The 25,993-nt window shown below is 59.0% G+C and carries 20 protein-coding genes; 4 read left to right on the top strand and 16 right to left on the bottom strand.

Annotated features, from left to right (window positions below; all coding sequences use genetic code 11):
* Window position 1: 1 nt before the first annotated feature.
* From CTT34_RS07825 to CTT34_RS07810, 4 genes are all read right to left on the bottom strand, one after another.
* Complete coding sequence (locus CTT34_RS07825; RefSeq protein ID WP_159341925.1) at window positions 2-823, bottom strand: Na(+)-translocating NADH-quinone reductase subunit C; 822 nt, start codon at window positions 821-823, stop codon at window positions 2-4.
* Window positions 823-2,049 carry an NADH:ubiquinone reductase (Na(+)-transporting) subunit B gene (locus CTT34_RS07820; protein ID WP_159341924.1) on the bottom strand — a complete coding sequence of 409 codons (1,227 nt, stop codon included), beginning with the start codon at window positions 2,047-2,049 and terminating at the stop codon, window positions 823-825. Before CTT34_RS07820 ends, CTT34_RS07825 begins: the two co-directional genes overlap by 1 nt.
* On the bottom strand, window positions 2,049-3,398 hold the full coding sequence (locus CTT34_RS07815; RefSeq protein ID WP_159341923.1) for a Na(+)-translocating NADH-quinone reductase subunit A: 1,350 nt from the start codon (window positions 3,396-3,398) through the stop codon (window positions 2,049-2,051). Before CTT34_RS07815 ends, CTT34_RS07820 begins: the two co-directional genes overlap by 1 nt.
* A 316-nt stretch (window positions 3,399-3,714) precedes the next feature.
* On the bottom strand, window positions 3,715-5,169 hold the full coding sequence (locus CTT34_RS07810; protein ID WP_159341922.1) for a glyceraldehyde-3-phosphate dehydrogenase: 1,455 nt from the start codon (window positions 5,167-5,169) through the stop codon (window positions 3,715-3,717).
* 243 nt (window positions 5,170-5,412) lie between these two features.
* Between CTT34_RS07810 and mfd the strand changes: the two genes are divergently transcribed.
* Together mfd and CTT34_RS07800 are read left to right on the top strand one after the other, a co-directional pair.
* Entirely contained in the window at window positions 5,413-8,862 is a 3,450-nt protein-coding gene (gene mfd / locus CTT34_RS07805) for a transcription-repair coupling factor (RefSeq protein WP_174788520.1), read from the top strand.
* Window positions 8,863-8,960: 98 nt separating this feature from the next.
* Window positions 8,961-10,097, top strand: a complete 1,137-nt coding sequence (locus tag CTT34_RS07800) for a L,D-transpeptidase family protein (RefSeq protein ID WP_159341920.1) — start codon at window positions 8,961-8,963, stop codon at window positions 10,095-10,097.
* Between the two features lie 99 nt (window positions 10,098-10,196).
* Here the strand turns inward: CTT34_RS07800 and CTT34_RS07795 are convergent, their stop codons facing one another.
* The 6 genes from CTT34_RS07795 to CTT34_RS07770 all read right to left on the bottom strand — a co-directional run bounded on the left by CTT34_RS07795 (window position 10,197) and on the right by CTT34_RS07770 (window position 17,864).
* Complete coding sequence (locus CTT34_RS07795) at window positions 10,197-10,460, bottom strand: Lpp/OprI family alanine-zipper lipoprotein (RefSeq protein ID WP_016914087.1); 264 nt, start codon at window positions 10,458-10,460, stop codon at window positions 10,197-10,199.
* Between the two features lie 224 nt (window positions 10,461-10,684).
* Window positions 10,685-11,317, bottom strand: a complete 633-nt coding sequence (locus tag CTT34_RS07790; RefSeq protein ID WP_159341919.1) for a L,D-transpeptidase family protein — start codon at window positions 11,315-11,317, stop codon at window positions 10,685-10,687.
* Window positions 11,318-11,492: 175 nt separating this feature from the next.
* Entirely contained in the window at window positions 11,493-11,957 is a 465-nt protein-coding gene (locus CTT34_RS07785; RefSeq protein WP_159341918.1) for a 2-hydroxyacyl-CoA dehydratase, read from the bottom strand.
* 113 nt (window positions 11,958-12,070) lie between these two features.
* Window positions 12,071-12,532, bottom strand: coding sequence for a DUF6586 family protein (locus tag CTT34_RS07780; RefSeq protein ID WP_159341917.1), 462 nt, complete (start codon window positions 12,530-12,532; stop codon window positions 12,071-12,073).
* Window positions 12,529-15,156 carry a type I DNA topoisomerase gene (gene topA, locus CTT34_RS07775; RefSeq protein WP_159341916.1) on the bottom strand — a complete coding sequence of 876 codons (2,628 nt, stop codon included), beginning with the start codon at window positions 15,154-15,156 and terminating at the stop codon, window positions 12,529-12,531. Before topA ends, CTT34_RS07780 begins: the two co-directional genes overlap by 4 nt.
* Window positions 15,157-15,479: 323 nt before the next feature.
* Window positions 15,480-17,864, bottom strand: a complete 2,385-nt coding sequence (locus CTT34_RS07770) for a DUF3141 domain-containing protein (protein ID WP_159341915.1) — start codon at window positions 17,862-17,864, stop codon at window positions 15,480-15,482.
* A 282-nt stretch (window positions 17,865-18,146) separates the two neighbouring features.
* Here CTT34_RS07770 and CTT34_RS07765 point away from each other — a divergent pair, with 282 nt between their 5' ends.
* Both CTT34_RS07765 and lipA read left to right on the top strand, forming a co-directional pair.
* Window positions 18,147-19,145 (top strand): LysR family transcriptional regulator, encoded by a 999-nt coding sequence (locus CTT34_RS07765; protein ID WP_159341914.1) that lies wholly within the window; start codon window positions 18,147-18,149, stop codon window positions 19,143-19,145.
* 180 nt (window positions 19,146-19,325) lie between these two features.
* Window positions 19,326-20,378, top strand: coding sequence for a lipoyl synthase (lipA, locus tag CTT34_RS07760; RefSeq protein ID WP_159341913.1), 1,053 nt, complete (start codon window positions 19,326-19,328; stop codon window positions 20,376-20,378).
* Window positions 20,379-20,461: 83 nt separating this feature from the next.
* Here lipA and lipB read toward each other — a convergent pair whose 3' ends face one another.
* The 6 genes from lipB to rodA form a co-directional block, all read right to left on the bottom strand.
* Entirely contained in the window at window positions 20,462-21,112 is a 651-nt protein-coding gene (gene lipB / locus CTT34_RS07755; protein WP_159341912.1) for a lipoyl(octanoyl) transferase LipB, read from the bottom strand.
* Between the two features lie 2 nt (window positions 21,113-21,114).
* Window positions 21,115-21,426 (bottom strand): HP0495 family protein, encoded by a 312-nt coding sequence (locus CTT34_RS07750; protein ID WP_159341911.1) that lies wholly within the window; start codon window positions 21,424-21,426, stop codon window positions 21,115-21,117.
* Between the two features lie 109 nt (window positions 21,427-21,535).
* Window positions 21,536-22,735 carry a D-alanyl-D-alanine carboxypeptidase family protein gene (locus CTT34_RS07745; RefSeq protein WP_159341910.1) on the bottom strand — a complete coding sequence of 400 codons (1,200 nt, stop codon included), beginning with the start codon at window positions 22,733-22,735 and terminating at the stop codon, window positions 21,536-21,538.
* A 68-nt stretch (window positions 22,736-22,803) separates the two neighbouring features.
* The gene (locus CTT34_RS07740) at window positions 22,804-23,769 is read right to left on the bottom strand and encodes a septal ring lytic transglycosylase RlpA family protein (protein ID WP_159341909.1); all 966 of its coding nucleotides are present in this window, start codon (window positions 23,767-23,769) and stop codon (window positions 22,804-22,806) included.
* Window positions 23,762-24,787: a lytic murein transglycosylase B gene (gene mltB / locus CTT34_RS07735; protein WP_159341908.1), complete on the bottom strand. Its 1,026-nt coding sequence runs from the start codon at window positions 24,785-24,787 to the stop codon at window positions 23,762-23,764. The genes CTT34_RS07740 and mltB overlap by 8 nt, the downstream gene beginning before the upstream one ends.
* 44 nt (window positions 24,788-24,831) lie before the next feature.
* On the bottom strand, window positions 24,832-25,992 hold the full coding sequence (rodA, locus tag CTT34_RS07730; RefSeq protein ID WP_159341907.1) for a rod shape-determining protein RodA: 1,161 nt from the start codon (window positions 25,990-25,992) through the stop codon (window positions 24,832-24,834).
* Window position 25,993 lies beyond the last annotated feature (1 nt).

The raw sequence follows: 25,993 nt of genomic DNA, 5'->3' as shown, positions 1-25,993 counted from the left end.
ATCAGGCCCCCTCAACGTCGTCGAAGTCAGTCTCGGTGTCTTCGGCGTCTGATGGCTCGGTTCCGCTGCGGAATTTAGCCAGGTAAGGCGCAAAGCCCTCTTCACTCAGCCAGAACTGCAGCATGTTGGTCACGCCGTTACTGGTCAGCGTGGCCCCGGAGAGCGCATCGACTTCGTGCTCGTTACTCGCACCGCCTTTGGTCAGGTGGATTTCAGGAGAGAGGTCGCCCTCTTCGCTGTAAATCTCTTTACCTTCCCATTGGGCTTGCCAGCGCGGGTTGTTCACTTCGGCACCCAGACCCGGCGTTTCCGCGTGGTCGTAGTACGTAATACTGACGATGGTGTTACCGTCACCTTCAACGGAGAGGAAGCCCATCATACGACCCCAGAGGCCCTGACCACGAATGGGCAGAACGATCTGATCGGGGTTTTCAGCATCGCCGACCAGATACACGGTCGCGAAGTTTTCCACCTGCGTCAGGCCCGCGATGTCACGGTCGCCAGACAGCGTGCGGCCAGTGGCCGGGTCACGCGCAGCTTCGAAACCATCGAAGGTCTCGGGATCGAACTGATCGGTGTAGTCACCGGTCTCGAGTTCGACGACGCGCGCAGTGATCTGGTTGCTGAACGCTTCTTCAACATCCATACCCGGCTCGTAAAGACGCGCCACGTTGAGGATGTTGGTTTTACGGTCCAGCTCCTGATTGAGCTGCTGCGCTGGGCGCAGTGCTACGGCCGCCGTCGAAACGATGACCGAGCACACGATGCACAGCGAGAACGCTACGATCAGGACTTTCTTGATGGAGTTGTTACCTTGTGCCATTAGGCAGTCTCCTCGGCCGGTACGCCAGTACGCTTGAGACGGCGCTTCACATTGGCCTGGACGAAGAAGTGGTCAATCAGCGGCGCAAACAGGTTGGCGAACAGGATGGCCAGCATGATGCCTTCCGGGAACGCCGGGTTCACCACGCGGATCAGCACGGTCATGACACCGATCAGTGCACCGAACACCAGGCGACCTTGGTTGGTCATCGCAGCCGACACGGGGTCGGTCGCCATGAACACCATACCGAAGGCAAAGCCACCGATGACGAGGTGCCAGTACCAGGGCATCGCGAACATCGGGTTGGTATCAGAACCGATCAGGTTGAACAGCGTGCTGGTGATCACCATGCCTAGGAAAACGCCCAGCATGATGCGCCAGTTGGCAATCTTGGTCCACAGCAGGACTGCAGCACCGATCAGGATCGCCAGCGTCGAGACTTCACCCACGGAACCGGGAATGAAGCCCAGGAAGGCATCCCACCAGCTGTAGGTATCGGTCAGTGCGGACATGCCATCTTGGAACGCCATGGAGAGCGCTGTCGCACCCGTGTAACCGTCGGCTGCTACCCATACCGCGTCACCGGAGATTTGCGCCGGATACGCGAAGTAGAGGAAGGCACGGCCGGTCAGCGCAGGGTTCAAGAAGTTCTTACCCGTGCCGCCGAAGATCTCTTTACCGATCACGACACCAAAGGTAATGCCCAAGGCAACCTGCCAAAGCGGAATCGTGGCCGGCAGAATCAGCGCAAACAGCACAGAGGTCACGAAGAAGCCTTCGTTGACTTCGTGGCCGCGCTTGATGGCGAACATCACTTCCCAGAAACCACCCACGGCGAAGGTCACCAAGTAGATGGGCAGGAAGTAAGTCGCGCCGAGAACGAAGTTCGCCCACAGGCTGCTCGGATCATGACCGCCCGCGAGGGTCATCATGATGGCTTCGCGCCAGCCGTTCATGGAGGCATAGCCCGCTTCGATAGCGGTGTTCGCCTGCCAGCCTGCGTTCCACATACCGAAGAACATGGCTGGGAAGGTACACATCCACACGGTGATCATGATGCGTTTCAGGTCGACGCCATCACGCACGTGCGCGGTCGTTTTAGCAACGCTGGGCGGCGAGTAGAAAATGGTGTCTACCGCTTCGTACAGCGGATAGAACTTTTCGTACTTACCACCTTTATGGAAGTGCGGCTCGAGATTATCGAGTGTTTGTCGAATACCCATCATCAGGCCTCTTTCTCGATCATGGTGAGATTGTCACGCAGGATTGGGCCGTACTCGTATTTGCCGGGGCAAACGTAGGTACACAGCGCCAGATCCTCTTCGTCCAGCTCAAGACACCCAAGCTGCATGGCAACCTCAATGTCGCCCACAATCAGCGAACGCAGCAGTTGCGTTGGCATGACATCCAACGGCATGACGCGTTCGTAGTTACCCACCGGCACCATGGCACGCTCGGAACCATTTGTAGAGGTGGTCGGCGCGTAGTTGCTCAGGCCTTTAATTTTGGAGAGGTAGATGCCCATCACCGAATGGCGGTTGGCACCGGGAGAGAGCCATCCCATAAAGGTGCGCTTGTTACCCTCTTCCAGCAAGCTGACTTGGTTGTGGAAACGCCCCAAGTAAGTCACCTTGCCTTCTGCGGCAGCGCCAGAGAAGACCGAGCCAGAAATCACGCGAGTGTCTTCCGGTTGGATGATTTCACCTGCCAAGAGTTCCTCGGTGCTCGCCCCGATACGGGTACGCAGCAGGCGAGGTTTCTGGGCACGCGGGCCACCCACCGCAATGATGCGGCTCATGTCCAGCTTACCTTCGGCAAACAGCTTACCGAATGCAATGACGTCCTGATAACCGATGTGCCACACTTTTTTATGTAGCGCGACGGGCGAGAGGTAGTGAATGTGCGTGCCTACCAAGCCTGCCGGGTGCGGCCCAGCGAAACTTTCCGTCTTGACGCCGCTGATATCACTGCCCGGTACGGAAGCGTTAGCCCCCGTGCACAGAAAAACGTTGCCCTCGGTCAGGCGGGTTAGCACCTTGAGGCCGTCTTCGAATGCTTGAGCATTTTCATTGATGATAAAGGCAGGGTCAGCGCTCAGCGGATGGGTATCCACGGCGGTGACGAAAATATCGGCAGGAACGCTATCGATGGCTGGCGTACGTGAGAAAGGGCGGGTGCGCAGCGCAGTCCACAATCCTGACTCAACGAGCTGGTCGACAACGGTTTGACGATCAAGCTGTGCTAAAGCGCCACGATCATGAGAAGCAAATGTCATCGCTTCTTCATTTTCATCGACTTTAATGACCACAGACAATAAACGTCGTTTTTCGCCACGGTTAATAGCGACTACTTCACCACCGGCAGGCGCCGTAAAACGTACGCCGTCGATTTTCTTGTCGGTGAAGAGAAGCTGGCCTAATTTGACCTTATCCCCTTCCTGAACTTCCATGGTTGGCTTCATGCCAACATAGTCAGTGCCCAGGATTGCCACGTGACGCACAGGCTGCGCATCTTCAATACGCTGCTCGGGCGCTCCCGTGATGGGGAGATCCAGGCCTTTTTTGACTTCGATCATAGTCTCGCCCAGTTGATGGATCGGATATACGAAGGTAAGGGGTTCGAATGCTTATTTTCTGTTCAGTGAATTCTTGTTTTGCTGTTCAGATCGTTACCAGTCAGGCTCAAGCACGCTTGAACCACCCCGAAAAATCTATCGCATTATAAAGATAAGCGCGGCCAATGACCACATCCCTGATGGCCTCCAAAAGTGCTATATGCCGTTCTAGGTCATTTGTTTCTGATACAAAAAACGCCACCCGAAGGTGGCGTTTGTCAAGCCAATGGCGCAACTGCCCTACATGAGTGCGTCCAGGGCATATGCCCGCAAAGACTTAGTGCGGAAGTTTCAAGAATTGCACGTTGGACATGTGCTGCAGGATACGAATGACCTGGCAGCTATAGCCAAACTCGTTGTCGTACCAGACATACACCACGGCGTGATTGCCGTTGGCGATGGTCGCTTTAGCATCGACGATGCCCGCATGACGGTTTCCGACGAAATCAGACGAGACCACTTCGGCCGAGTCGACGAAATCGATCTGCTTTTGGTAAGCGGAGTCGATGGACATACGACGCAGGTAGTCGTTGAGGGCCTCGGCGTCGGTGCCTTTGTCCAACGTCAGATTCAAAATCGCCATGGAGACGTTCGGCGTTGGCACGCGAATCGCGTTACCGGTCAGCTTGCCCTCGAGCTCCGGCAGCGCCTTGGCAACGGCTTTGGCGGCACCGGTTTCGGTCAGTACCATGTTCAGTGCCGCACTGCGGCCACGGCGGTCGCCTTTGTGGTAGTTGTCGATGAGGTTTTGGTCGTTGGTATAAGCATGGACGGTCTCCACATGGCCCGTCACCACGCCATACTCATCGTTCAACACCTTGAGCACCGGCACGATGGCATTGGTGGTGCACGAGGCCGCCGAGACGATTCGGTCACTGTCACCAATCGTCTCGTGGTTGATGCCGAACACGATATTCTTGATGTCGCCTTTGCCCGGCGCGGTCAGTAGCGCTTTCGCAGCGCCTTTGCACTCCAAGTGCTGCCCCAAGCCCGCTTCATCGCGCCAGATACCGGTATTGTCCACGATGACCGCATTGTGGATATCGTAGGCGGTGTAATCAATCTCACTGGGGGAGTCCGCGTAGATCACCTGCACCACGTTGCCGTTGATGGTCAACGTGCGTGCATCGGCATCGACGGAAATGGTGCCGTCGAACGGGCCGTGTACGGAATCGCGGCGTAGCAGGCTCGCCCGTTTTTCCAGATCTTTCGACACGTCGCCGCGGCCACGCACTACGATGGCACGCAAGCGCAGCAGGTTACCACCACCGGCCTTCTCGACCATGACCCGCGCCAGCAGGCGGCCAATGCGACCAAAACCGTACAGCACGACGTCTTGCGGCTCGCCTTTGCTGCCTTCCGGCTGATAGCCGTCGATGATTTCGCTCAGCTCTTTACGCAAAAAGGCGTTCAGATCGCCGCCGCCCTGACGCTTGAAGCTGACCGCTAGCTTGCCTACGTCCACGTGCGCCGGGCCCAAGTTCATCTCACTCATCGCTTTGACGATGGGGAAGGTATCTTCCACCGACAGCTCGGTGCCCTCGATTTTGCGCACAAAACGATGATCTTTGAGAATACGAATGACCGACCGCTTGATCAGAGAGCGTCCGAACATCGTGGCCACAACATTGTTCTGGCGATAAAGCTGACCCACCAGCGGGATCATCTGCTCGGCCAGAGCTTCATTGTTTTGCCATTCCTGAAAAACGTTTTCGAGCGCTTGCTGACTCACGTGCGGCCTCATTGAGTTATGAACGGGGATGTCCGGGGCATTATCCGGGGCTTATTAGAGGGCCGCAATGAATGGATAGTCGCACAACATGTAGGGGTATTACAGAAAATGGGCATTGACTACAAACGGTAATAATGCAGTGCCTCATGGCGCTTAACCTCCGCCTTCCCCGAAGGTCTCTGCCTGACAGGGCTGATCGTGTATGATTCAAGTTCCGTTTCTGCGCAAAACGATACCTTGACTATGCCTTCTTTCTCTCTGCTCGAACCGCCCCAGCCGCAAGGGATTCGCGACACGCTCTATATGCAAGCGCCGCCGGGCAGTGCGACGGCCCTAGCGCTGGCTCAGGTAGCGTCCAGCGCCCCGCTGCTCGTGATCACCCCCAATACTGCGAGCGCACAGCGCTTGGAGCAGGATCTGGCGTTTTATAGCAGCGTGCCCGTTCTCCCCTTCCCCGATTGGGAAACACTGCCCTACGACAGTTTCTCGCCGCACCAGGACATCATTTCCGCCCGGCTGAGAACGCTGCGCTTACTGCAGGATGGCGTCCGAGGGATCGTGCTCGTACCGATCAACACGCTAATGCAGCGCCTGCCCCCGGTTTCCTACATCGCGGGCCGCGTGATGACACTAAAGGCAGGGGCCACACTCAACCGCGAAACGTTCCGCGAATCGCTCTCCCGAGCAGGCTATCGTGCGGTCGAGACCGTTTACGAGCCGGGTGAGTACGCCATGCGCGGTGCCATCATCGATCTGTTTGCCATGGGCATGGACGAACCCATCCGCATTGACCTCTTCGATGACGAGATCGATACGTTGCGCCACTTCGATCCGGGCAGCCAGCGCTCCACGGACAAAGTGGATACCATCGAGCTGCTGCCCGCCCACGAATATTCGCTGAGTCGCGTTGCCATTGCCTGCTTCCGCGAGCAGTTCGAAACGCTCTTCGACGTCGACCCGCGCCAGTGTCCGCTCTATAACGATGCGCTGAAAGCGATCCCCTCGCCCGGGCTAGAGCAGTACCTACCGCTGTTCTTCGATGAGACGGCCTCTCTGTTCGAGCACCTGACCGATGACACCCGCATTGCCCTGCTACCCGGGGTATTTCACGCGGCCGAACAGCATTGGCAGGCCATCGAGTCGCGCTACGTCAACCTCGGTGTTGATCCAACACGCCCTCTTCTGCCGCCCCATCGTGCCTTTTTCCCGGTCAACGAGGTGTTCTCGGCCATCAAAGCGCGACCGCGCCTGGAGCTCACCGAGGACGAGGCCCAGCGCCACGCGCTGACCCCACTGGCGCAAGCGCTGCCTACTCTCTCGATCAATGCGCGGGCCAAGCAGCCGTTGAGCGAGCTGGCGAACTTCCTGGAGCAACATCCCCGCACTCGGGTACTGTTCGTGGCGGAGTCTCGTGGGCGTCGGGAAGCACTGGAAGACGTGCTCTCCCCGCTAAGACTCTCGCTGCCCCACAGCGAGAGTTTCCAGGCATTTCTGGCGGGCACCGAGCGCATGGCGATCACCGAAAGTCTGGTTGGCAGCGGCCTGTGGCTCACCGATCCCGATGTCGCGGTGATCAGTGAAACCGAACTGTTTGGTGACGTGGTGCGACAAAGCCGCCGGCGCGAAAAAGCAACCGACGACAACGAACTGGCGGTTCGTCACTTATCCGAGCTGCGCGAAGGCGCCCCGGTGGTTCACCAAGCCCACGGTGTGGGCCGCTACCTGGGGCTGGAAACTCTGGAGGCAGGCGGCCAAGCGAATGAGTTTCTCGCGCTCTCCTACGCCGATGGCGCCAAGCTGTACGTCCCGGTGGACAGCCTGCATCTCATCTCACGCTACAGCGGCGCCGACGACGAACTCGCTCCGCTGCACAAACTGGGCTCCGATCAGTGGGAGAAAGCCCGTCGCAAGGCCGCCGAAAAGATTCGCGATACCGCCGCCGAGCTGCTCGACATCTATGCGCGCCGCGAGGCCCAACAGGGCGTGGTCTACGAAACGCCCGGGGAAGAGTACGTGCGCTTTGCCGCCAGCTTCCCTTTCGAGGAAACCCCCGACCAGCAAGCCGCCATCGAAGCGGTGATCGGCGACATGGTGTCGCCTCAGCCGATGGATCGCGTCGTGTGCGGCGATGTGGGGTTTGGCAAAACCGAAGTGGCCATGCGCGCGGCCTTCCTCGCCGTTCAATCGGGTCGGCAGGTCGTGGTGCTCGTACCGACGACCCTGTTGGCGCGGCAACACTTCGAGAACTTCCGTGATCGCTTCGCCGATACCGCCGTCAATATTAGCCTGATCTCGCGCTTCACCGGCGGCAAGGAGATGACGCAGACTCTAGACGGCATCAAAAGCGGCCAGACCGACATCGTCATCGGCACCCACAAGCTGCTGTCGAAAAGCGTCGAGCTGCCCAAAATGGGCCTGCTGATTATCGACGAAGAGCACCGTTTCGGCGTTGCCCAGAAAGAGAAGCTCAAAACTCTGCGCGCGGAAATCGACATTCTCACGCTGACGGCCACGCCGATTCCGCGCACGCTCAACATGGCCATGAGCGGCATCCGCGATCTTTCCATCATCGCCACCCCACCGGCTCGGCGCCTATCGGTCAAAACCTTCGTACAGCAGCGGGACAGCAGCGTCATCAAAGAGGCACTGCTGCGGGAAATTCTGCGTGGCGGTCAGGTGTACTTTTTGCACAACGAAGTCAAAACCATCGAAAACGCCGCCGAACAGATTCGCGAGCTGGTGCCGGAAGCCCGTGTCGCCGTCGCCCACGGCCAGCTACCGGAGCGCAGCCTGGAGCGCGTGATGTCCGATTTTTACCACCGCCGCTTCAACGTGCTGGTGTGCTCGACCATCATCGAAACGGGCATCGACGTTCCCAGCGCCAATACCATTTTGATCGAACGGGCGGATAAATTTGGTTTGGCGCAGCTACACCAGCTGCGCGGCCGTGTGGGGCGCAGCCACCATCAGGCTTACGCTTACTTGCTGACTCCGCCGCCTAAAGCCATGACCCGGGACGCGGTCAAACGCCTGGAAGCCATCAGCGCCTCCGACGATCTCGGCGCAGGCTTCACCCTGGCGAGCCACGACATGGAGATTCGCGGCGCAGGGGAGCTGTTGGGCGATGAGCAGAGTGGCCAGATGGAAACCATCGGCTACACCCTTTATATGGAGATGCTGGACCGCGCGGTGAAAGCGATACGCGCAGGCAAAACGCCCAACATCGACGCCCCCTTCAATACCGGCGTCGAGATTAGCCTGAATTTGCCCGCCCTGATCCCCGATGATTACTTGCACGACGTGCAGCAGCGCCTGGTCATGTACAAGCGCATTGCCAACACCCAGTCCGATGCCGAGCTGAAAGAGCTTCAGGTGGAGCTGATCGACCGCTTCGGCTTGCTGCCTCAGCCGTTGAAGAACTTGATACGTCAAACCAAGCTACGCCACCGGGCTGAACAGCTTGGCGTCGCTCGTATCGAGGCGGGCGAGCAGCGTGGCCGAGTGATCTTCAATAGCAGTACCCAAGTAGACCCGCTGACGCTGGTCACTCTGATCCAGAAATCCCCCCAGCACTACCGCTTGGATGGTTCCGACACCTTACGATTTGAATTTCCAATGGAATCGGTCGAACAGCGTTTCGAAAAGATCGAAGCGCTGTTGACGACCCTCAATCAAAAAGTAGCGGCGGCGTGAACCTTGGGGCAAACTTATACCTAAGCAGCACACATCGGCAACGCATCGCTGCCCATTACCATGCGTACCAGCAGTGCATACATTGATTAGGATCGACCATGAACATTCGTAACAACATTACCCGTTGGGGCCCCACTAGCCTGGCAGTATTGCTAGCAGCGAGCCTTGTGGGCCCCGTCTATGCACAGCCATCGGCCGAACAGGCCGAGACTGCGGTGGCGATCACCGATGATGCCGCCGCTAGTGCCGAGCAGGTTGCCAATGCCCAGGAACAGCTGCCCCGCGGCCACTTCCGTCTACCCGAACAGGGCGACATTATCGGCGAGTACTACACTGTCACTGTCGAGAATCCAGAAGACACGCTGATCGACATTGCCCGTCGCCATAACATCGGCTACGAAGAGATTCGCATGGCGAATCCAGACGTCAGCCTGTGGGTACCGGGTGAAGGCACCGAGGTGGTGATTCCTGCGCGCTACATTCTGCCCCCCGCCCCCCGCGAGGGCGTGGTGGTCAATCTCTCCGAGCTGCGTCTTTACTACTACCCGGCCGATAAACCCGGCATCGTCGAAACCTATCCGGTGAGCGTTGGACGGGAAGAGTTCGCCACGCCCGTGGGCATCACGCGGACCACGGTCAAGGTCAAAGATCCCGCCTGGGCACCGCCCGCCTCGATGCGTCGTGAAGCTGCCGAGCGCGGCGAGCCCGCCCCCTCTATCGTTCCACCGGGGCCCGACAACCCGCTTGGCCGCCATGCCATCCTGCTGGCCATGCCGAGCTACTTGATTCACGGCACCAACCGTCCTGATGGCGTGGGTATGCGCGTCAGCCGCGGCTGCATTCGTATGTATCCTGAAGATATCGAATCACTCTACGAGCGCCTGCCTAGCGGCACTCAGGTCAACCTGATGGATGCGCCGTTCAAAGCGGGCTGGGCGGCTGACGGCACACTGTTCGTGCAGTCGTATCCGCAACTCGAAGAGAACGTCGGTGATTTCGAGCCATTGCTCAATGCCATCGAGCGCGTTAGCGAGCTTGCCGACGAACAAGCAGAGATCGACTACGAGCAGGTCAAGCGTGCGGTAGAAGCGCCGGATGGTCGTTTCGTGGCGCTGTACGGCCCCCAGGCGCCTGCTCCCGAGCCGGAACCCGAACCGCAACCCACGCAACAGCTGGAAGGCATTTTGAAGGGCGTTGAGCTTTCCACTACCGTCCGCGTGGAAGGCGATGCCTGACAAGGCAAATGCTAGCCAACAAAAAACCCCGCCGAGGCGGGGTTTTTCACATCTACAGCAACCACCGAACATACATCATGTCCGGTGGTCCAAGCAGAATTACTTCTGCATGGAACGCTGGAACATGCGGTTCATTTCTTCACGGTTCTGCTCAGACATCTGCAGAGCAGCTTGCGCGTCGCGCTGAGCTTGGTTTGCAGTGTTCAGAGCCTGTGAAGCCATGCTGCGAGCTTCTGCAGCGTCAGCTTGTGCAGATTCAGCAGTCATGCGAACTTCTTCCAGAGCGCTGGTAGAAGCACAGCCAGCCAGGATTGCCAGAGAAGCGGCAGCGGCAGTCATCTTCAGAGCAGTCTTCAGAGTCATAGTGTTCTCCTTGAGTCTTCCTTGGGTACTACGTTAAGGGTATGACAAAAAATAAGGCTAAAAGGTTAGCTTAAATTTGTCTACCTGCGGTGCAGGTTCGTTACAGCGACTTGTACCAGGGTTACGTACCAGGGCACGCAAGTCAAACGCTGTTTTATAATAGACCACAGCGGTTGTCTATAGCCACGTGTTCAAAACCTAGAACTTCCTTCAACAACACAAGCCTAGCGGATCACCACGCGAGTGCCAACATCAACTAGCTCGGCCACTCGCTCGATCTCTTCATTGGTCACTGCCACGCACCCTTGGGTCCAGTGGAAGTTGCCATGAATCTCCGGATCACCGCCGCCGATCCCGTGAATGCCAATGGCCCCGCCCAGCGCCGTATTTTGCGGGGGCGAGCCATAACGCCGATAGTGATCGAAGTAGGCCTCATAGTCCGCTTGGGAGTAGATACCGGCTTCAAGCGCCATACGCGCGTGAGGTGGCGTAGGATAATCGATACCGATGAAGATATGCCACTGGCTTTCGTAATTAAATCGGTTAATCCTGAATTCTCCCAGCGGCGTGACGTTATCTCCCCGTACGCGCTGGGTTTTGGCACCGCCACGCCCGAGTGAAATGGGGGCAAATCGCTCGACGAGAGCATTGCCTCGGAAGATGCTCAGCGTTGCCTCTTTGTCGTCGATCAGCACCCACAGCTCGTTGCTGTGGCGTGGCACCGGCGCCCGTGCGAGCAACGTGGCCACCAAGTCGGGTGGCGCGTAATCGTTCACAGCGCTGGTGGTCGCGGCGCTGGCCGCAACAGGCCAGCCCAGGGCCATCGCTAAAAATCGGCGGCGGTTCACAGGCATCATTATGGCTCTCAAAAAAACGGGCCAGCGGTGCTGACCGACAATGCGTTAATGACGGCTGTTATACCCCATAGACGCCGCCATTGTCAGCGTCTTAGTGAGCAATCTGCGTTGAGAACCGCCGCTATCTCTTCACGAAAGTCTAACGAAGAGACTGGCTCGCACGCCTCTATGCCGCCTAAAGATCGTCGAACTCTTGCATACTGGCGACGAGCTTGCGGGCTTCGGCGTTATGGCCCTGCGCTAGCGCGTTGAAAAACGTCTCCTCGGGCTCGATTTTGGCCCGCGACGCTCGATGTTCATAAAGGCTCTGCAGCTTACGGTGAGCCTCCACTGCCGTTTCGGTCAGCTCATCGATGGAACCCGCCACGCTCTGCTCGGCAAGCGCATCCAGCTCGGGGGGCTGGGGAAAGTCGCCGGAATCATCGAACCAGGTATCCAACACTTCCCGGTGGTCGGTGCCGTCATGAAACAGCGCTTCTAGCCCCGTTTTCATTTTCAGCTCGCTATCCGCAAGATAGTTCAGCGCCATCGCTAGCCGCTCGTGTTCCGCTTGACTGGCGGCATCGCTGTACTGACGGGCCATGCGGGCGTGATAGCCTGCGGCCCACTCGATGAGATCCTTCACTTGGTTGTAGCGCATCCGTGTCTCCTCTGTCGTTGTCTTAACAACGTGGTGGCGAATCGGCACATTTCAACGTCTGGCATGACTATCCACGACGCGGCGCACGTCCACCCGCGACGGCTACCGTCTGACTACCACTCCTCGCTCGTCTCACGCAGAGAGGCGATCTCTCGCTTGGCGGCGGCCAGGTTATCCATCAGCTGCTCCGCCAACGAACGCTGGCTGCCTACGGCAATCATGGCGGGGTTTTGCACGCTACGGCGTGCAGCACCTTCGTTGCTGTGCAGCTTGTCTAGCTGCCCCACCAGCCAATGAAGCCAGCTTTCGGGCTGGTGCATCGCATCCCGAAGACGCTGAAGCTCGGCCACGTCAGGGCCATCACTGGCGAGCAACGCTCGCCAGTCATGGTTCGTCAACCGGGCGTGCTCGGTCACCTCTTTGAGCAGTGAACCCAGGGCTAGTTCGAACAGAGACAGCGCGCTCTCCTCGATGGCCATCTGCCGAGCGGGACTATGCTCGTCATCGCCCACCGGCAGGCCGACCAGCAGTTCGGCCTGATACAGTAATTGATTAGTACGGGAACGAGGGGTCACTTACGCTTATCCTCCACGTGCCATTTGCCACCTTCGAAGGTCGCTTTCCAGCCGGTTGCTTTACCCTCTTCATCGGTCATCACGTACTGCTCTTTGTTTTTACGCGAATAGCGAATTTGCGCTGGACGACCATCCGGATCTTCGCTCGGCGCTTTAAGAATAAAGTGATACTTCTCTGGTAGCTCATCGGCATGTGCCTTGAGCTCCTTGACCAACGGCGGACGCGTCTCACGATTTTTGGGGAACTTGCTCGCCGCTAGAAACAGACCGCTTGCCCCATCGCGCAGCACGTAGTGATCTTCCACCTTTTGGCAGGCCAGTTCAGGCATCGGGATCGGGTCCATCTTCGGCGGCGCGACCTCACCACTGCGCAACAGTTTGCGGGTATTTTTACACTCGCTGTTGGTACAGCCAAAGTACTTGCCGAAGCGACCCGATTTAAGCTGCATGTCGGCGCCGCACTTATCACACTCGATGAGCGGACCGTCGTAGCCTTTGATCTTGAACTTACCGCTTTCGATCTCATAGCCATCGCAATCTGGGCTGTTACCACAGATGTGCAGCTTACGGGTTTCATCGATCAGGTAGTTATCCATGGCCGTGCCGCATTTCGGGCAGCGACGCTTAGCGCGTAGCGCATCGGTTTCGGCCTCTTCGCCCGCGTCTTCCGCGACGGCTTCCTCACCAGGAATCAGGTCGATAGTGGTCTTGCAGCGCTCTTTGGGCGGCAAATTGTAGCCGCTGCACCCTAGGAAGACGCCGGTCGAGGCGGTACGGATCTGCATTTTTCGCCCACAGCTCGGGCAGTCGATATCCGTAGGCACCGGCTGGTTGGGGCGCATGCCCTCCTCGCTCTCGGCCTTCATCAACTCCATGCGGAACTCGTCGTAGAACGCATCGAGCAGCGCCTGCCAGTTGCGTTCGCCTTCGGCCACTTCATCGAGGCTGTCTTCCATCCGCGCGGTAAAGGAGTAATCCATCAGGTCAGGGAAAGACTCTTTCAGCCGCTCGGTAACGATGTCACCGAGTTTCTCGGCGTAGAAGCGGCGGCTCTCCAGCTTTACATAGCCACGGTCTTGAATGGTCGAGATGATCGACGCGTACGTGGAAGGACGCCCAATGCCCTGCTTCTCTAGCTCTTTGACCAGGCTGGCTTCGGTATACCGCGCCGGCGGCTTGGTGAAGTGCTGCTGTGGGTCGAGGGCTTCAAGACGCATGCTCGTGCCGGTTGGCAGATCGGGCAGGCTCTGATCTTCGTTTTTGCCGGTGGGCTTCATCACCCGTGTATAACCGTCGAATTTCAGCACGCGGCCTTTGGCGCGCAGCTCGTAGCCATCCACTTCCACGCTGAGCGTGCTGGACAGGTATTCGGCAGGCGTCATCTGACACGCAACGAATTGTCGCCAAATAAGCTCGTAAAGGCGTTCTGCGTCGCGCTCCATCCCAGAGAGGTCAGACGCTTTGCGTTCGACGCTTGAGGGGCGGATGGCCTCGTGGGCCTCCTGGGCACTCTCTTTGCTGCTGTAACGGTTGGGCGACTCGGGCAGATAGCGCGCCCCATACTCATCACCAATAAACGAACGAACGCTCTCCACCGCATCTTTCGAGAGGTTGGTGGAGTCGGTACGCATATAGGTGATGTAGCCCGCTTCGTAGAGACGCTGGGCCATGGTCATGGTTTTCTTCACCGAAAACCCTAACCGACCACTGGCCGCCTGCTGAAGCGTCGAGGTGATGAACGGCGCGGTGGGCTTGGAACTGGTCGGTTTGTCCTCTCGCGAGGTGATCGACAGCTTGGCTTTGCGCAGCTGCGCGATGCGCTCCATGGTCTCTTTTTCGGAGGTCGGGCGGAACGGCTTGCCATCCTGCCTTGCCAGAGCAAACCGCACTAGCTCACCGTCAGGAGAGACGAGATCCGCGTGGACATCCCAGAACTCCTCGGGAATGAACGCACGAATCTCGCGCTCGCGCTCGACGATCAGGCGAACTGCCACCGACTGTACGCGCCCGGCGGACAGCCCACGAGCGATTTTTGCCCACAATAAGGGGGAGAGCATGAAGCCCACGACGCGGTCGAGAAAGCGGCGTGCTTGCTGGGCCTCTACGCGGGGCAGGTTCAGCGCACCTGGGGCTTTGAAGGCGTCCTGAATGGCATTTTTGGTGATCTCATTGAACACCACGCGCTTGTAGCGGCTGTCGTCGCCCCCAATGGTCTCGCGAAGGTGCCACGCAATGGCTTCCCCTTCGCGGTCCAAATCCGTCGCAAGGTAGACGGCATCGGCTTTTTCGGCGAGCTTTTTGAGCTCGGCGACGACTTTCTCTTTACCGGGCAGCACCTCGTAGTGGGCTTCCCAGCCATTATCGGGGTCGATACCCATGCGCCGAATCAACTGGTCGTGGGCCTTGCGCTTTTTATACTCTGCCTTCTCTTCCGCCGACATCTTACGCGTTGCCGCGGCTTGGCGAGCGCGCTCCTTAGGGTCGGAGGCTGCCTTACCTGAGCCGCTGGTCGGCAGGTCACGGATGTGACCTACGCTCGACTTGACGATGAAATCGTTGCCGAGATACTTATTGATCGTCTTCGCTTTCGCAGGCGATTCGACGATGACCAGTGACTTGCCCATAGTGCTCCACTTTCCTATTGCCCAGGCGCTATCGCCCATGCTTTGAATACGTTACTGCCACCACGGTGACGTGGCGACCATGAGAAAAATGCGCCTACCCTACCCCAGCCCTTGATGAAGCGCCAGTAGCAACCTGATCAAGAGAAGCATGGCTTATGCTGCGCGACGTCAGTGAATGACACTCGCCAGGTGGGGTGCCTGTTTTTACCAAGGGGTAGCTAGACACTAGACTGCCGCTTGCCACTCGGCAACCCAAATAGCCGCCTCCTATAAAAAAACACCCCCACTCGGTGGTGGGGGCGTGGTTCTTTCAGGCAAACCCTTTATCGCTTGCGCGGGGTGCCTCGGCGCTGGCCTGCCGCGCGACGGGCGGGCGTTTTAGCGGCCGTGTCGCTGGCCTGGTTCGGCGCAGCGGCTGCGGGCGTCGCATCGCTGATGTCGGCGCTGCCCGCCGAAGCGTTCTCCGCCTTAGCGGGTGCCTTGGCTGCGGGGGCAGCCACGGCTTTGGGGCGCGCCTTGTCGAATAACGACGTTACCTGTGCGAACCGCTCGGCGGCATGCTCCGATAGCTCGCCACTGGCAGCAAACACGTGCTCGAGGTGCTTCAGATAGCCGTCGATACGCTCACTGCTTTGGCCTTTCAGCAGCGTCGGCAGCGAGGCCAGCGCCTGTTCACGGTCCAGTTTCAAAATGAAGAACTGCTCGCGCACAAGACGCTTGAATTCACTGAGAGACGTGCTCGGTTCAAGCTCCGCACGAGACGCGCGTAGCCGCTTGAAGTTACGCTCGTCAGTGGCCGGAGCGCCACCTAAGACATATATGACGGAGCGCATAACCGCTTCAGCCGGGCCACCTTGAGCAATCTTGTGACGCAGCTCGTTTTGTCGATTTTCGATAAAACGGCGATGCTCTGGCTCTGCGCCCGGGCGGCGGCGATGCACATGGGCATCGCCATACAAGCCGACAGCGGCTTGCAACAGCGGCTGGCCGTAAATATCCATGAACAGGCGTTCTGTCGTACTGTCGCGTAGGTCCCGCCACGCGTCCAGGCTCGCGACGATCTGATCCGACGCCATGGTCTCCAGCGCCTTGAACATATTGTGCTGTTCGACCGGCTGACGGTGGCGGCGAACGTAATCTGCCATGACGGGCAGCGGCACCGTGAGCGGGTTGCGATCGGACAGCAGCTTGTAGCCCAGGCGGATGGGGTGCATACGCCGAATCCAGCGGGCGGCCTCAGGGGTCATCACGGCTTGCAACCAGGGCTGCAGATACAGACGGTAGAGGCCCAGGTTGATTTCAGAGATCCGAGCCACCGTGGCAAAGCGGCGATCGTCCTCCGGCTTGTGCATAACCTCCTGGTCCAACTCTGCGAAATTGCGCGGTGAGAACTCCAACAGGTAGTCCCGCTCAATCAGCTCGGCATCCGTGCGCTCGCTGGCATGGGAGATGGTCGTTTCGTACAGCCCCGGTGGCATCACGTCGATGTAATCCATATTCGCCGTGAACTCGGAGTGCTCTTTGCGCGATACGCTGCCAGAGACGAAAATACCCAGGTGGCCGGTGGTATCGTGCAGGCAGTAGATGATTGTCTGCTCGTTGGCGACGATATCCTCCTCGCCTTCGTAGAGATCACGGATCCAGCCCAGGGCCTGAGGGGGCGGGGTAATGTCGTCACCACGGGAGCAGAACACCACTACTGGCGAGCGCACGTTGCGCAGATCGATGCGACGGCCATCCCGGGTGACCAGCTGCGCCGTCGAGAGGCGGTTGCCGACAAACAGGTTATCGACAATGTACTGAATCTCTTCGCCGCCCAATACCACATGGCCGCCCCACCAGCGCTCGAACTCCAGGTAGCGCTTGGTTTCGGTATCCACGTTGGCATACAGATGGTACTGCTTTTTCCAATAGGTATTGGCGGGGTTAAGACGCTCGAAGTTCTGTACCAGCCAGGCACCATCGAACAGGCCGTTGCCGATATCACTGGTCAGCGCCGTGACCCAGCTACCGCCTGTCATACCACCGGTGTAGCGCATAGGCGCTTTACCATGCTCGCCAGCCCAGTAAGAGAGCGGCGCACCGGCAATCAGAATCGGACCGAACACATCCGGTTCTAGCGCGGCGGCCATCATGATCTGCCAACCCGCCTGACAGTTACCAACCACCATGGGCTTCTCGGTGGTTTCTGGATGCAGTTCGATCACATGGCGTAAAAACGCCACTTCCGCCTCGACCACGTCCTCGACGGTTTGGCCGGGCTCGGGAAACGGCAAAAAGCCGATGAAGTAGCAGGGGTGCCCCGCTCTGAGAGCGACACCCAGCTCGCTATCGGGCTTGAACCCACCGATGCCCGGCCCATGGCCAGCGCGAGGATCGACGACGACGAAGGGCCGTTTACCCGGTTCGATGTGGGTATCATTGGGCGGCAGAACGCGTAGCAGCTCATAGTTCGTCGGGTTGGGCAGCGTACGCCCATCCATCAACACTTCTGTCTCAAACCCCAGCACATTGGGTTTGGTTTGCTCCATGTGCGCTAGGTATTGATTACCGCGTTCACGCATGACATCCCAGTAAAGGATGTTACGCTCGACACTGTCGCGCCAGTAATTCATGGCGGCACGCCCGAACCCGAAGGGGTCCATCATGCTTGCAAGGGCGTCACCGCTCGATGTCGACGTCAGTAGAGGGTTTGCGAGAAAGTTCATAGAGTCTCCCGTTGGGTTGGTGCCTGGCACCAAGCCCGAAGCCATGATGCTGCAATGCAATATAGTTTAGGCCACTCCTTGCCTAACGTCGATGATTACCAGCCGCTTTTACGATGGGCCTCTCATGAATGCCGCCACTGCCGTATTTATATACCGCCAAGCTTTCAAGGCGGTAGCGTTGAATCAGTGATAGCATTTCGCCAATGAAGCCACGCTTGCAGCCGCATCGGCACTGCCAGCGATCGCGCATCGCATGATCGAGAAAGTTTACCCGAGGTGGTTATGTCATCCCCTACGCTGCTCAACCGCTTAACGTTCCGCCAGCTACAGGTGTTCCAAGCGGTTTATCGTCAGCGCTCTTACTCCCGAGCAGCCGAGCAGTTAGGGTTGACCCAACCCGCCGTGAGTGCGCAGATCCGCCAGCTCGAGCAAGCCCTGGGCCAGCCGCTGTTCAAGTACGCAGGCAAAACGCTTCACGCGCTCCCTGCCGCGGATACGCTCGCTCTCTCGACGCGGGAAATCTTTGGCCAGCTCTCTCGACTGCAGATGAGTCTGTCGGATATTAACGGCAAAATCAGCGGCAAGTTGAACATCGCAGCGGTCTCCTCCGCGCAATACGTCGTGCCCTACCTGCTGGCAAAATTTCGTGCCCGCTACCCGGACGTGCAGCTGCGTCTTAAGGTCTGCAATCGTAGCCAAGCCCTCGAGCGGCTGGCCGAGCAGCAGGACGATGTCGTCATCATGGCCATGGTGCCGGAAGACGACAATCTGGTGGTCATGCCGATTCTCGAAAACGAATTGGTAGCGGTAGTATGGCCCGAGCACCCGCTGCTGCGCATGACACAGCCAACGCTGGCGGATTTCGCGCGCCACTTCGTACTAATGCGAGAGCCGGGGTCGGGGGTGCGCAGTGCCTTTGAGCAGCTAGCCGTGGATCAAGAAGTGGGGCTGGCACACCGTATCGAGCTGGGCACTAACGAGGCGATCAAACAAGGCGTCATGGCGCACTTGGGCGTCGCTGTGCTACCCCGTTTGGCCGTGCAGCGCGAACTGGAGCAAGGCTTGCTGGCGACGCTGTCACTGCCGCACTTTCCAATCCGTCGCGCCTGGTGCACGGTCTATCGCCGGGATTACTTTCCCACCCCGGTGGCCGAGCTTTTTCTGCGCTTCGTCCGTGAGCATTTGAGCGAGTTCCAGCGCCACTTTCAGGCCCCCGGCAGTCCGCTCCCCAGCCATGGCGTTTCTTGTCTGCCCGCCCTCTCGCTGGCGCATGATGAGTAGTGGTTGGCGGTGTCTTGTTGATTGCCAGATATGTTACATTATCTACAACCTACGTATCAGTTAGCGTTACTCAGGGCATGGCAAGCAGTTGCCGAGCGACCCCGTTAGACAAACCTCGTTTGCAGCGTACGTCGCGTGATGGTTCCCTTTGCCAGCCGCACAGTAGAGAGGCTCTCTCCTATGAGCAACACCCCTTCCCAGCGCGTGCCCAGCGGCGAAAAATTCCGTAACGAACACGGCATGACGGTGATTAAAGATGGCATGAAGCAGCGCAAAGCGCAGGCCGAAGCCCCCTCACTCGAGCGCAAGCCCAAGTGGCTGCGCGCGCAAATCCCCGGCGGCGAGCGTTTCGAAGCCGTTAAGAAGAACGTGGCCACCCACCGATTGAGCACCGTGTGCGCCGAGTCCCACTGCCCCAACATGGGCGAGTGCTGGAGCAATGGCACCGCCACCATCATGCTGATGGGGTCCGTGTGTACGCGAGCCTGCCGCTTCTGCGCGGTGGACACCGGCAACCCAAAAGGCTGGCTGGACCACGAAGAGCCGGAAAACACCGCAAAATCCGTGGAACTGATGGGCCTGCGTTACATCGTGCTGACGTCCGTCGACCGTGATGATCTCGATGACGGCGGTGCCACTCACTACGCCAACTGCATCCGCGCCATCAAGGCACGTACGCCCGAGGTAGTCGTGGAAGCCCTCACGCCGGATTTCGACGGCGACAAAGCCGCCATCGAGCGCGTGGTGGATTCTGGCCTCGAAGTATTTGCGCAAAACGTCGAGACTGTAGAGCGGCTGACCAGCAAAGTGCGCGACCCGCGCGCTGGCTACCGCAAAACGCTGGACGTATTGGCCCACGCCAAACAGTACCGCCCCGACATCATCACCAAAACCAGCTTGATGCTGGGGCTGGGTGAAACGGACGAAGAGATCCTGCAGACCTTTGATGATTTGCGCGACATTGGCGTGGACATCGTGACATTAGGCCAATACCTTCGCCCCACCAAAAACCACTTAGCGGTCGAGCGCTGGGTCAGCCCGGAAGAGTTTGAACGCTACCGGGTACTGGGCCTGGAAAAAGGCTTTATGGAAGTGCCGTCTGGTCCGCTGGTACGCTCTAGCTACCGAGCAGACCGCGTGTTCGAAAAGAACAACCTTGGCCTTGCCGCGCCAGCAGCCGTACCGGGCCAAGAGCCCGACAGCAATCGCATTCCTGCCTTCAACGTCGGCTAGCCTGCTAAAACGCCTGCATGGGCCTCCATGCAGGCGTCTCTCTTTCGCAAGACACTCCTACCGAAAAACACCGCCCCTGCGTACTACGACGGGCTCACCAAGGTGCGCTTCAGTCGCGCTGCCAGGGCGTAGGCTAACTGCTCGCCAACGTCTTTGTCGGACGAAAGCTCGGCTACATCGGCAAGGCGGGTCACCTGCATCCCCGCATAACCACAGGGATTGATACGCGCAAACGGCGACAGATCGCCGTCGACGTTCAGCGCGACGCCGTGATAGCTGGCCCCACGACGAATACGCAGGCCGAGCGAGGCAATTTTGGCCTCCCCCAGCGCCGTGTCCACATAGACCCCCGGTGCATCGGGCTTGGCCCAACCGCGTACACCGTGCGCTTCTAGTACATCGATCACGGCATTCTCGAGCGCCGTGACCAAATCGCGCACGCCGATCTTGCCCCGCCGTACATCCAGCAGCGGATAGAGCACTACTTGGCCCGGGCCGTGATAGGTCACTTGCCCGCCACGGTCGGTCTTCACCACCGGGATATCGCCTGGCATCAACAGGTGTTCCGGCTTGCCAGCTTGCCCCTGGGTAAACACGGGATCATGCTCGACCAGCCAAAATTGATCCACCGTGTGTTCGTCGCGGGTATCGGTGAGTTTCCGCATGGCTTCCCATACCGGCAGATACGAGCGATGGCCGAGGCGATGCAGCGCGATCGGGGCGTCGTGGTTCATGATTACACCACCATGTGCACGCGGCCAGTGGCTTTCAGGTCGTCGAACAGTTGACTTAACTGCTGCTCACCCGTCGCCACGATCGTCACCCGCACGGACTGGAAACGTCCATTACGACTGTCCACGACTTCCAGCGTGGTTTCATCGAAGTCCGGGGCGTGACGCACGATGACCTGACAAACGGCGGCTGGGAAATCGTCGGCGGCATCGCCGACGACCTTTAACGGGTAATCACAGGGAAACGTGATTTTCGGTGGCTCTGTGGCCGCGGGCTGGCGTAAATCACGGAGCCCTTGCTTGGCACCTTTTTTCATAACTGGCCTTTTGGAAATAAGTGAATCGTTGAGCTAATCCCAATAAATAAGGCCCAGCCCCTCACAATACAAGGTGTATTGCGTCGAGGCTGGGCCCGCCACCGGCAATTTAGCTGGTGAAATTGCTGATCAAGTTACTGAAGAAGCGCTGCACTTGATCGAACAGACGCTTGAACAACCCGCCCTCTTCGATATTTTCCAGCGCGACCAGCTGGCGCTCACCCACCATCTCTTCGCCCAGGTAAACTTCCAGGGTGCCGACGTCATCACCCACGGCCACGGGTGCGTGAATGTCCGCATCCAGGTTCAGGCGAGCGCGCAGCTCCTCGTTACGATTCCGGGGCAGCGTCATGAAGACTTCTTCATCCACGCCCACACGCAGTTCGTTGATGTCACCGCCCCATACGCGTGGCGTTGCCAGCACGGCACCACGCTCATACAGTTTCATGGTTTCGTAGAAGCGAAAGCCGTAGCTCAGCAGCTTTTGCGACTCCTGGGCTCGCGCTTCATCGGAATTGGTGCCCATCACGACAGAGATCAGGCGCATGCCATCCCGCTGTGCCGAAGAGACCAGACAGTAGCCTGCCTCGGTGGTCCAGCCGGTTTTCAAGCCGTCCACGGACGGGTCGCGCCACAGCAGGCGGTTGCGGTTCGGCTGATCGATTCCCCCGAACGAGAAATTGCGCTGAGAGTAAATCGCGTAATGTTCGGGATAGTCGTTGATGATATGGCGAGACAGGCGTGCCATGTCATGGGCAGTCGAGTAGTGGTTCTCATGGGGCAAGCCGGTGGCATTCATGAAATTAGTGTCATTCATGCCAAGCCGGGTGGCGTGCTGATTCATCAGGTCGGCAAACGGCGCTTCACCGCCCGCCAGGTGCTCTGCCATGGCCACGCTGGCATCGTTACCCGAGACGATGATGATGCCGTGTAGCAGGTTATCCACCGATACGCGGTCACCCACTTCGATGAACATCTTGGAGCCGCCGGTGCGCCAGGCATTTTCACTGATGTTGACCATGTCGGTCAGATTGATGGTGCCACGGTCCAGCTCGCGCTCAACCAGATAGGCCGTCATCAGTTTGGTCAAGCTCGCCGGCGGTAGACGCTCATCAGAGTTATGCTCTGCCAAAATACGCCCGCTGTTGGCATCCATCAAAATCCACGAACTCGCGGCAAGCTGCGGCGGCGCGGGAATGATCGTTTGCGGCTGAGGAATCACCTGCGCCATTGCAGGGGATATGACAGCCGTCATGGCCGCGAAGAGGCAGAGCTTGGCGGTACGGCGGATTGACATCAATACATTCATCACACACTTCTCACTGACAAAGAATATGGCGGCGCATAGCACGCCACTTGGGCACATGTTGAGAGCTATTATCTCACGACAAATACTTGAGGAAAGCCTGCACGACGGAGTTCTTCGCGGGCCTGTGTCTCTTGCTGGGGGCTCACTGGCCCCACCTGTACGCGGTGAACATCGGCATCGCTTTTCACGCGAACGCCATGGGGAAGCTCACCCGAGAGCCGCTGTTGAAGCTGTTGTGCCCCTTCGGCACTGCCTAACGCGGCAATCTGTAAATAGATGGCATCGCCACTGCTTGGCTCGGGTGCTGTCGCTGCAGCGGGACGAGCCGATGGCGCAGGCGTCCGCGCGGCAACGGCAGGCGCCGCCGGTGCCGTTTGAGAGGGCGTAGCGCTACCACCACGACCACGCTCCGCCAGCCACTGGGCGGGGTCGATCGCTTCGACGCGGACAGGCCCCGTCCCGTTATCGAGAATACCCAGACGAGCCGCCGCCGCATAGGAGAGATCGATTTCACGGTCGCTATGGAACGGACCACGATCATTGACGCGAACGATCACGGAACGACCGTTGTTCAAACTCGTTACTCTGGCAAAGGTCGGCAGCGGCAGCGAACGGTGCGCTGCCGACATTTTGTACATGTCGTAGATCTCACCGTTGGACGTGGCGTAGCCGTGGAATTTTTCACCGTACCAGGAGGCCGTTCCCTGGCGCGCGTAGCCGCGCGAATCGGGGAGCACGTGATAGGTTTCGCCCCACACTTCGTAGGTCGACCGGTTGCCCGCCCGAGAAGGGGCTTCGATACGCGGTTCGGCATCGGGCACGGTACTCACGTCTGGCGGGGCTACCGGGTAAGCGTCGCCGGTCATGGCGTAGCGCTCACCGCTGGCGGGAGCGGGAGTAGCGGGCGCCGGGCTTGCGCCCCCAGCTTCCCCCGCCACCCGCTGCGGAGAGGAGGAACTGGCGCAGCCGCTGACCAAGGCCGCCACCAGCAGCGAGCCGCTCAAAAGTCGCACATCGATTCGCAGTTTAATCATGCTCAGCCTCGGCTTGCTGCTTGATGGCCTCTGCCAACTCGGCTACCGCCATGGCGTAGAGGTGGCTGTGGTTATAGCGAGTAATGACGTAGAAGTTGGTCTCGCCTAGTCGATAGCGCTCCTGCCCATCGGCATACTCTAGCACCAATGGGATCACCGGCGTGTCGGGCGATAGGGACGCCTCCGTCACGACGCCTTGCTCGGCGGCTTCGGCAACCGTGGTATCCGGGCGCACCGTTTGGTTAAAGCGGAGTGCGTCGGGGCGCGTCTCAGGCCCTTTGGCCTCATGATAAATCGCCCCTCCCCGTTGCCAACCGTGCTCAGCAAAGTAGTTGGCGACACTGCCAATCGCATCCACGGGGTTATTCCACAAATCGCGTTTGTCGTCACCGTCGAAATCGACGGCATACGCCTGATAGCTGGTAGGAATGAACTGGGGATAGCCCATGGCACCGGCGTAGGAGCCGTAGAGCGAGCTTGGCTCTACCTCTTGCTGGTAGGCAATCGTCAAGAATGCGGCGAGTTCGCCACGAAAGAAATCCCCCCTCGCCGGGTGATGGAAGGCCAGCGTGGCGAGGGAATCCAGCACCTTATGGCGCCCTTTATGGCGACCATAGTAGGTCTCCACGCCGATGATGGCGGTAATGACCTCCGGCGGCACGCCGTAGTCGGCCTCGGCACGCGCCAATGCGTCGGCATGCGTCTGCATGAACGCGGCCCCTTCGACGATACGCTGCTCGGTCAGAAAGATATCGCGATACTCGAACCAGCGCAGCCGACGCTCTGCCGCCCCCGCCATGGCGTCCAGCACCTCTTGGCGATAGCTTGCCTGAGTCAGCGCTTGCTCGAGCCACTCCTTTGGCACTCCCTGCTCGGTCAGTTCCTCGACCAACGGCTGGGTCTGCGGGTGTTGCCGAGGGTCGAAACTGACTGCTTCCTCTGCAAATGCCGCAGGGACCGAACACGCTACTAGCATGGCAATGGCATAGCCACCCGCTTGACTTCGCGCCCTGTTCATTGACTCACCACTCCTGTGAATTCGTACCGCCACGGTTGATGTCGTTAACGTGGCAGTAACCGCCGATGGGCGTGTATGGACATGAGAATACCGAACCCCGCTAACAAGGTCACGCTGGAGGTGCCGCCATAACTGACCAGCGGCAGCGGCACGCCCACCACGGGCAGAATACCGCTCACCATGCCCACATTGACAAAGACATAGATAAAAAACGTCAGAATAATACTACCTGCAAACAGACGCCCAAACGTGTCCTGAGACGATGCCGCCAGCCACAGCCCGCGCCCCACGATCATCACGTACAGTGCCAGCAGTACCAGCATGCCGACTAGACCAAACTCTTCGCCCAGCACGGCAATGATGAAATCGGTATGCCGCTCCGGCAAAAACTCGAGCTGGGATTGGGTACCTTCCAACCACCCCTTCCCCCACAACCCGCCACTGCCGATGGCCGTGGTGGACTGAATGATGTTCCACCCGGAACCGAGCGGGTCGCTATCGGGGTCCAAAAACGTGAGCACCCGCTGCCGCTGATAGTTGTGCATGTTCATCCACAGTACCGGCAGGCCCGCCGCGCCCAGCGCAGCCACTAACCCAATCAATTTCCAGGACAGCCCGGCAAGCAGCACCACGATCAACGCCGCACTGGCCACCAACAGCGACGTGCCAAGGTCAGGCTGAATCGCCGTGAGCACGACCGGCACGCCGATGATCACCGCACACACGACGATATCGCGAAGCCGAGGAGGCAACTGGCAGCGGTTCAAGTAGGCCGCCACCATCAGCGGCACGCCCAACTTCATCATTTCAGAGGGCTGAAAACGGATGACGCCTGGAATTTCCAGCCAGCGCTTGGCCCCCATGCCAACATCACCGGCAATTTCCACGGCCAATAGCATGGCGAGCCCCACGCCGTACGCCAGCGGTGCCCAGCGTAAAAACGTCGACGGGGAGAACTGCGCAATGATGACCATACCCGCAAGGGCGACACCAAAGCGCATGGCCTGAGCGATGACGGTATCGAGTCGCTGCCCCGAAGCGCTGTAGAGCACCAGAAGGCCGCCCCCCATGAGCACCAGCAGCATGCCGAGCAACCATGGGTCGAGATGGATGCGTTCCCAGATACTTTTACGCCGAGCGATACCGCTATCGGGCGGACGCGTCGGATAGCGCCGCAGGGAACGGGTAATCAGTTGCCAAGGCATC

Origin of the sequence: Halomonas meridiana (assembly GCF_009846525.1) — a bacterium.
Taxonomy (GTDB): domain Bacteria; phylum Pseudomonadota; class Gammaproteobacteria; order Pseudomonadales; family Halomonadaceae; genus Vreelandella.
This window is presented reverse-complemented; position numbering and strand designations above follow the sequence as displayed.

Bases quoted from the DNA above. Each gene is read 5' to 3' on its own strand.
- CTT34_RS07825 (WP_159341925.1), bottom strand. From the start codon at position 823: ATGGCACAAGGTAACAACTCCATCAAGAAAGTCCTGATCGTAGCGTTC.
- CTT34_RS07820 (WP_159341924.1), bottom strand. From the start codon at position 2,049: ATGATGGGTATTCGACAAACACTCGATAATCTCGAGCCGCACTTCCAT.
- CTT34_RS07815 (WP_159341923.1), bottom strand. From the start codon at position 3,398: ATGATCGAAGTCAAAAAAGGCCTGGATCTCCCCATCACGGGAGCGCCC.
- mfd (WP_174788520.1), top strand. From the start codon at position 5,413: ATGCCTTCTTTCTCTCTGCTCGAACCGCCCCAGCCGCAAGGGATTCGC.
- CTT34_RS07800 (WP_159341920.1), top strand. From the start codon at position 8,961: ATGAACATTCGTAACAACATTACCCGTTGGGGCCCCACTAGCCTGGCA.
- CTT34_RS07795 (WP_016914087.1), bottom strand. From the start codon at position 10,460: ATGACTCTGAAGACTGCTCTGAAGATGACTGCCGCTGCCGCTTCTCTG.
- CTT34_RS07790 (WP_159341919.1), bottom strand. From the start codon at position 11,317: ATGATGCCTGTGAACCGCCGCCGATTTTTAGCGATGGCCCTGGGCTGG.
- CTT34_RS07785 (WP_159341918.1), bottom strand. From the start codon at position 11,957: ATGCGCTACAACCAAGTGAAGGATCTCATCGAGTGGGCCGCAGGCTAT.
- topA (WP_159341916.1), bottom strand. From the start codon at position 15,156: ATGGGCAAGTCACTGGTCATCGTCGAATCGCCTGCGAAAGCGAAGACG.
- CTT34_RS07770 (WP_159341915.1), bottom strand. From the start codon at position 17,864: ATGAACTTTCTCGCAAACCCTCTACTGACGTCGACATCGAGCGGTGAC.
- CTT34_RS07765 (WP_159341914.1), top strand. From the start codon at position 18,147: ATGTCATCCCCTACGCTGCTCAACCGCTTAACGTTCCGCCAGCTACAG.
- lipA (WP_159341913.1), top strand. From the start codon at position 19,326: ATGAGCAACACCCCTTCCCAGCGCGTGCCCAGCGGCGAAAAATTCCGT.
- lipB (WP_159341912.1), bottom strand. From the start codon at position 21,112: ATGAACCACGACGCCCCGATCGCGCTGCATCGCCTCGGCCATCGCTCG.
- CTT34_RS07750 (WP_159341911.1), bottom strand. From the start codon at position 21,426: ATGAAAAAAGGTGCCAAGCAAGGGCTCCGTGATTTACGCCAGCCCGCG.
- CTT34_RS07745 (WP_159341910.1), bottom strand. From the start codon at position 22,735: ATGAATGTATTGATGTCAATCCGCCGTACCGCCAAGCTCTGCCTCTTC.
- CTT34_RS07740 (WP_159341909.1), bottom strand. From the start codon at position 23,769: ATGATTAAACTGCGAATCGATGTGCGACTTTTGAGCGGCTCGCTGCTG.
- mltB (WP_159341908.1), bottom strand. From the start codon at position 24,787: ATGAACAGGGCGCGAAGTCAAGCGGGTGGCTATGCCATTGCCATGCTA.
- rodA (WP_159341907.1), bottom strand. From the start codon at position 25,992: ATGCCTTGGCAACTGATTACCCGTTCCCTGCGGCGCTATCCGACGCGT.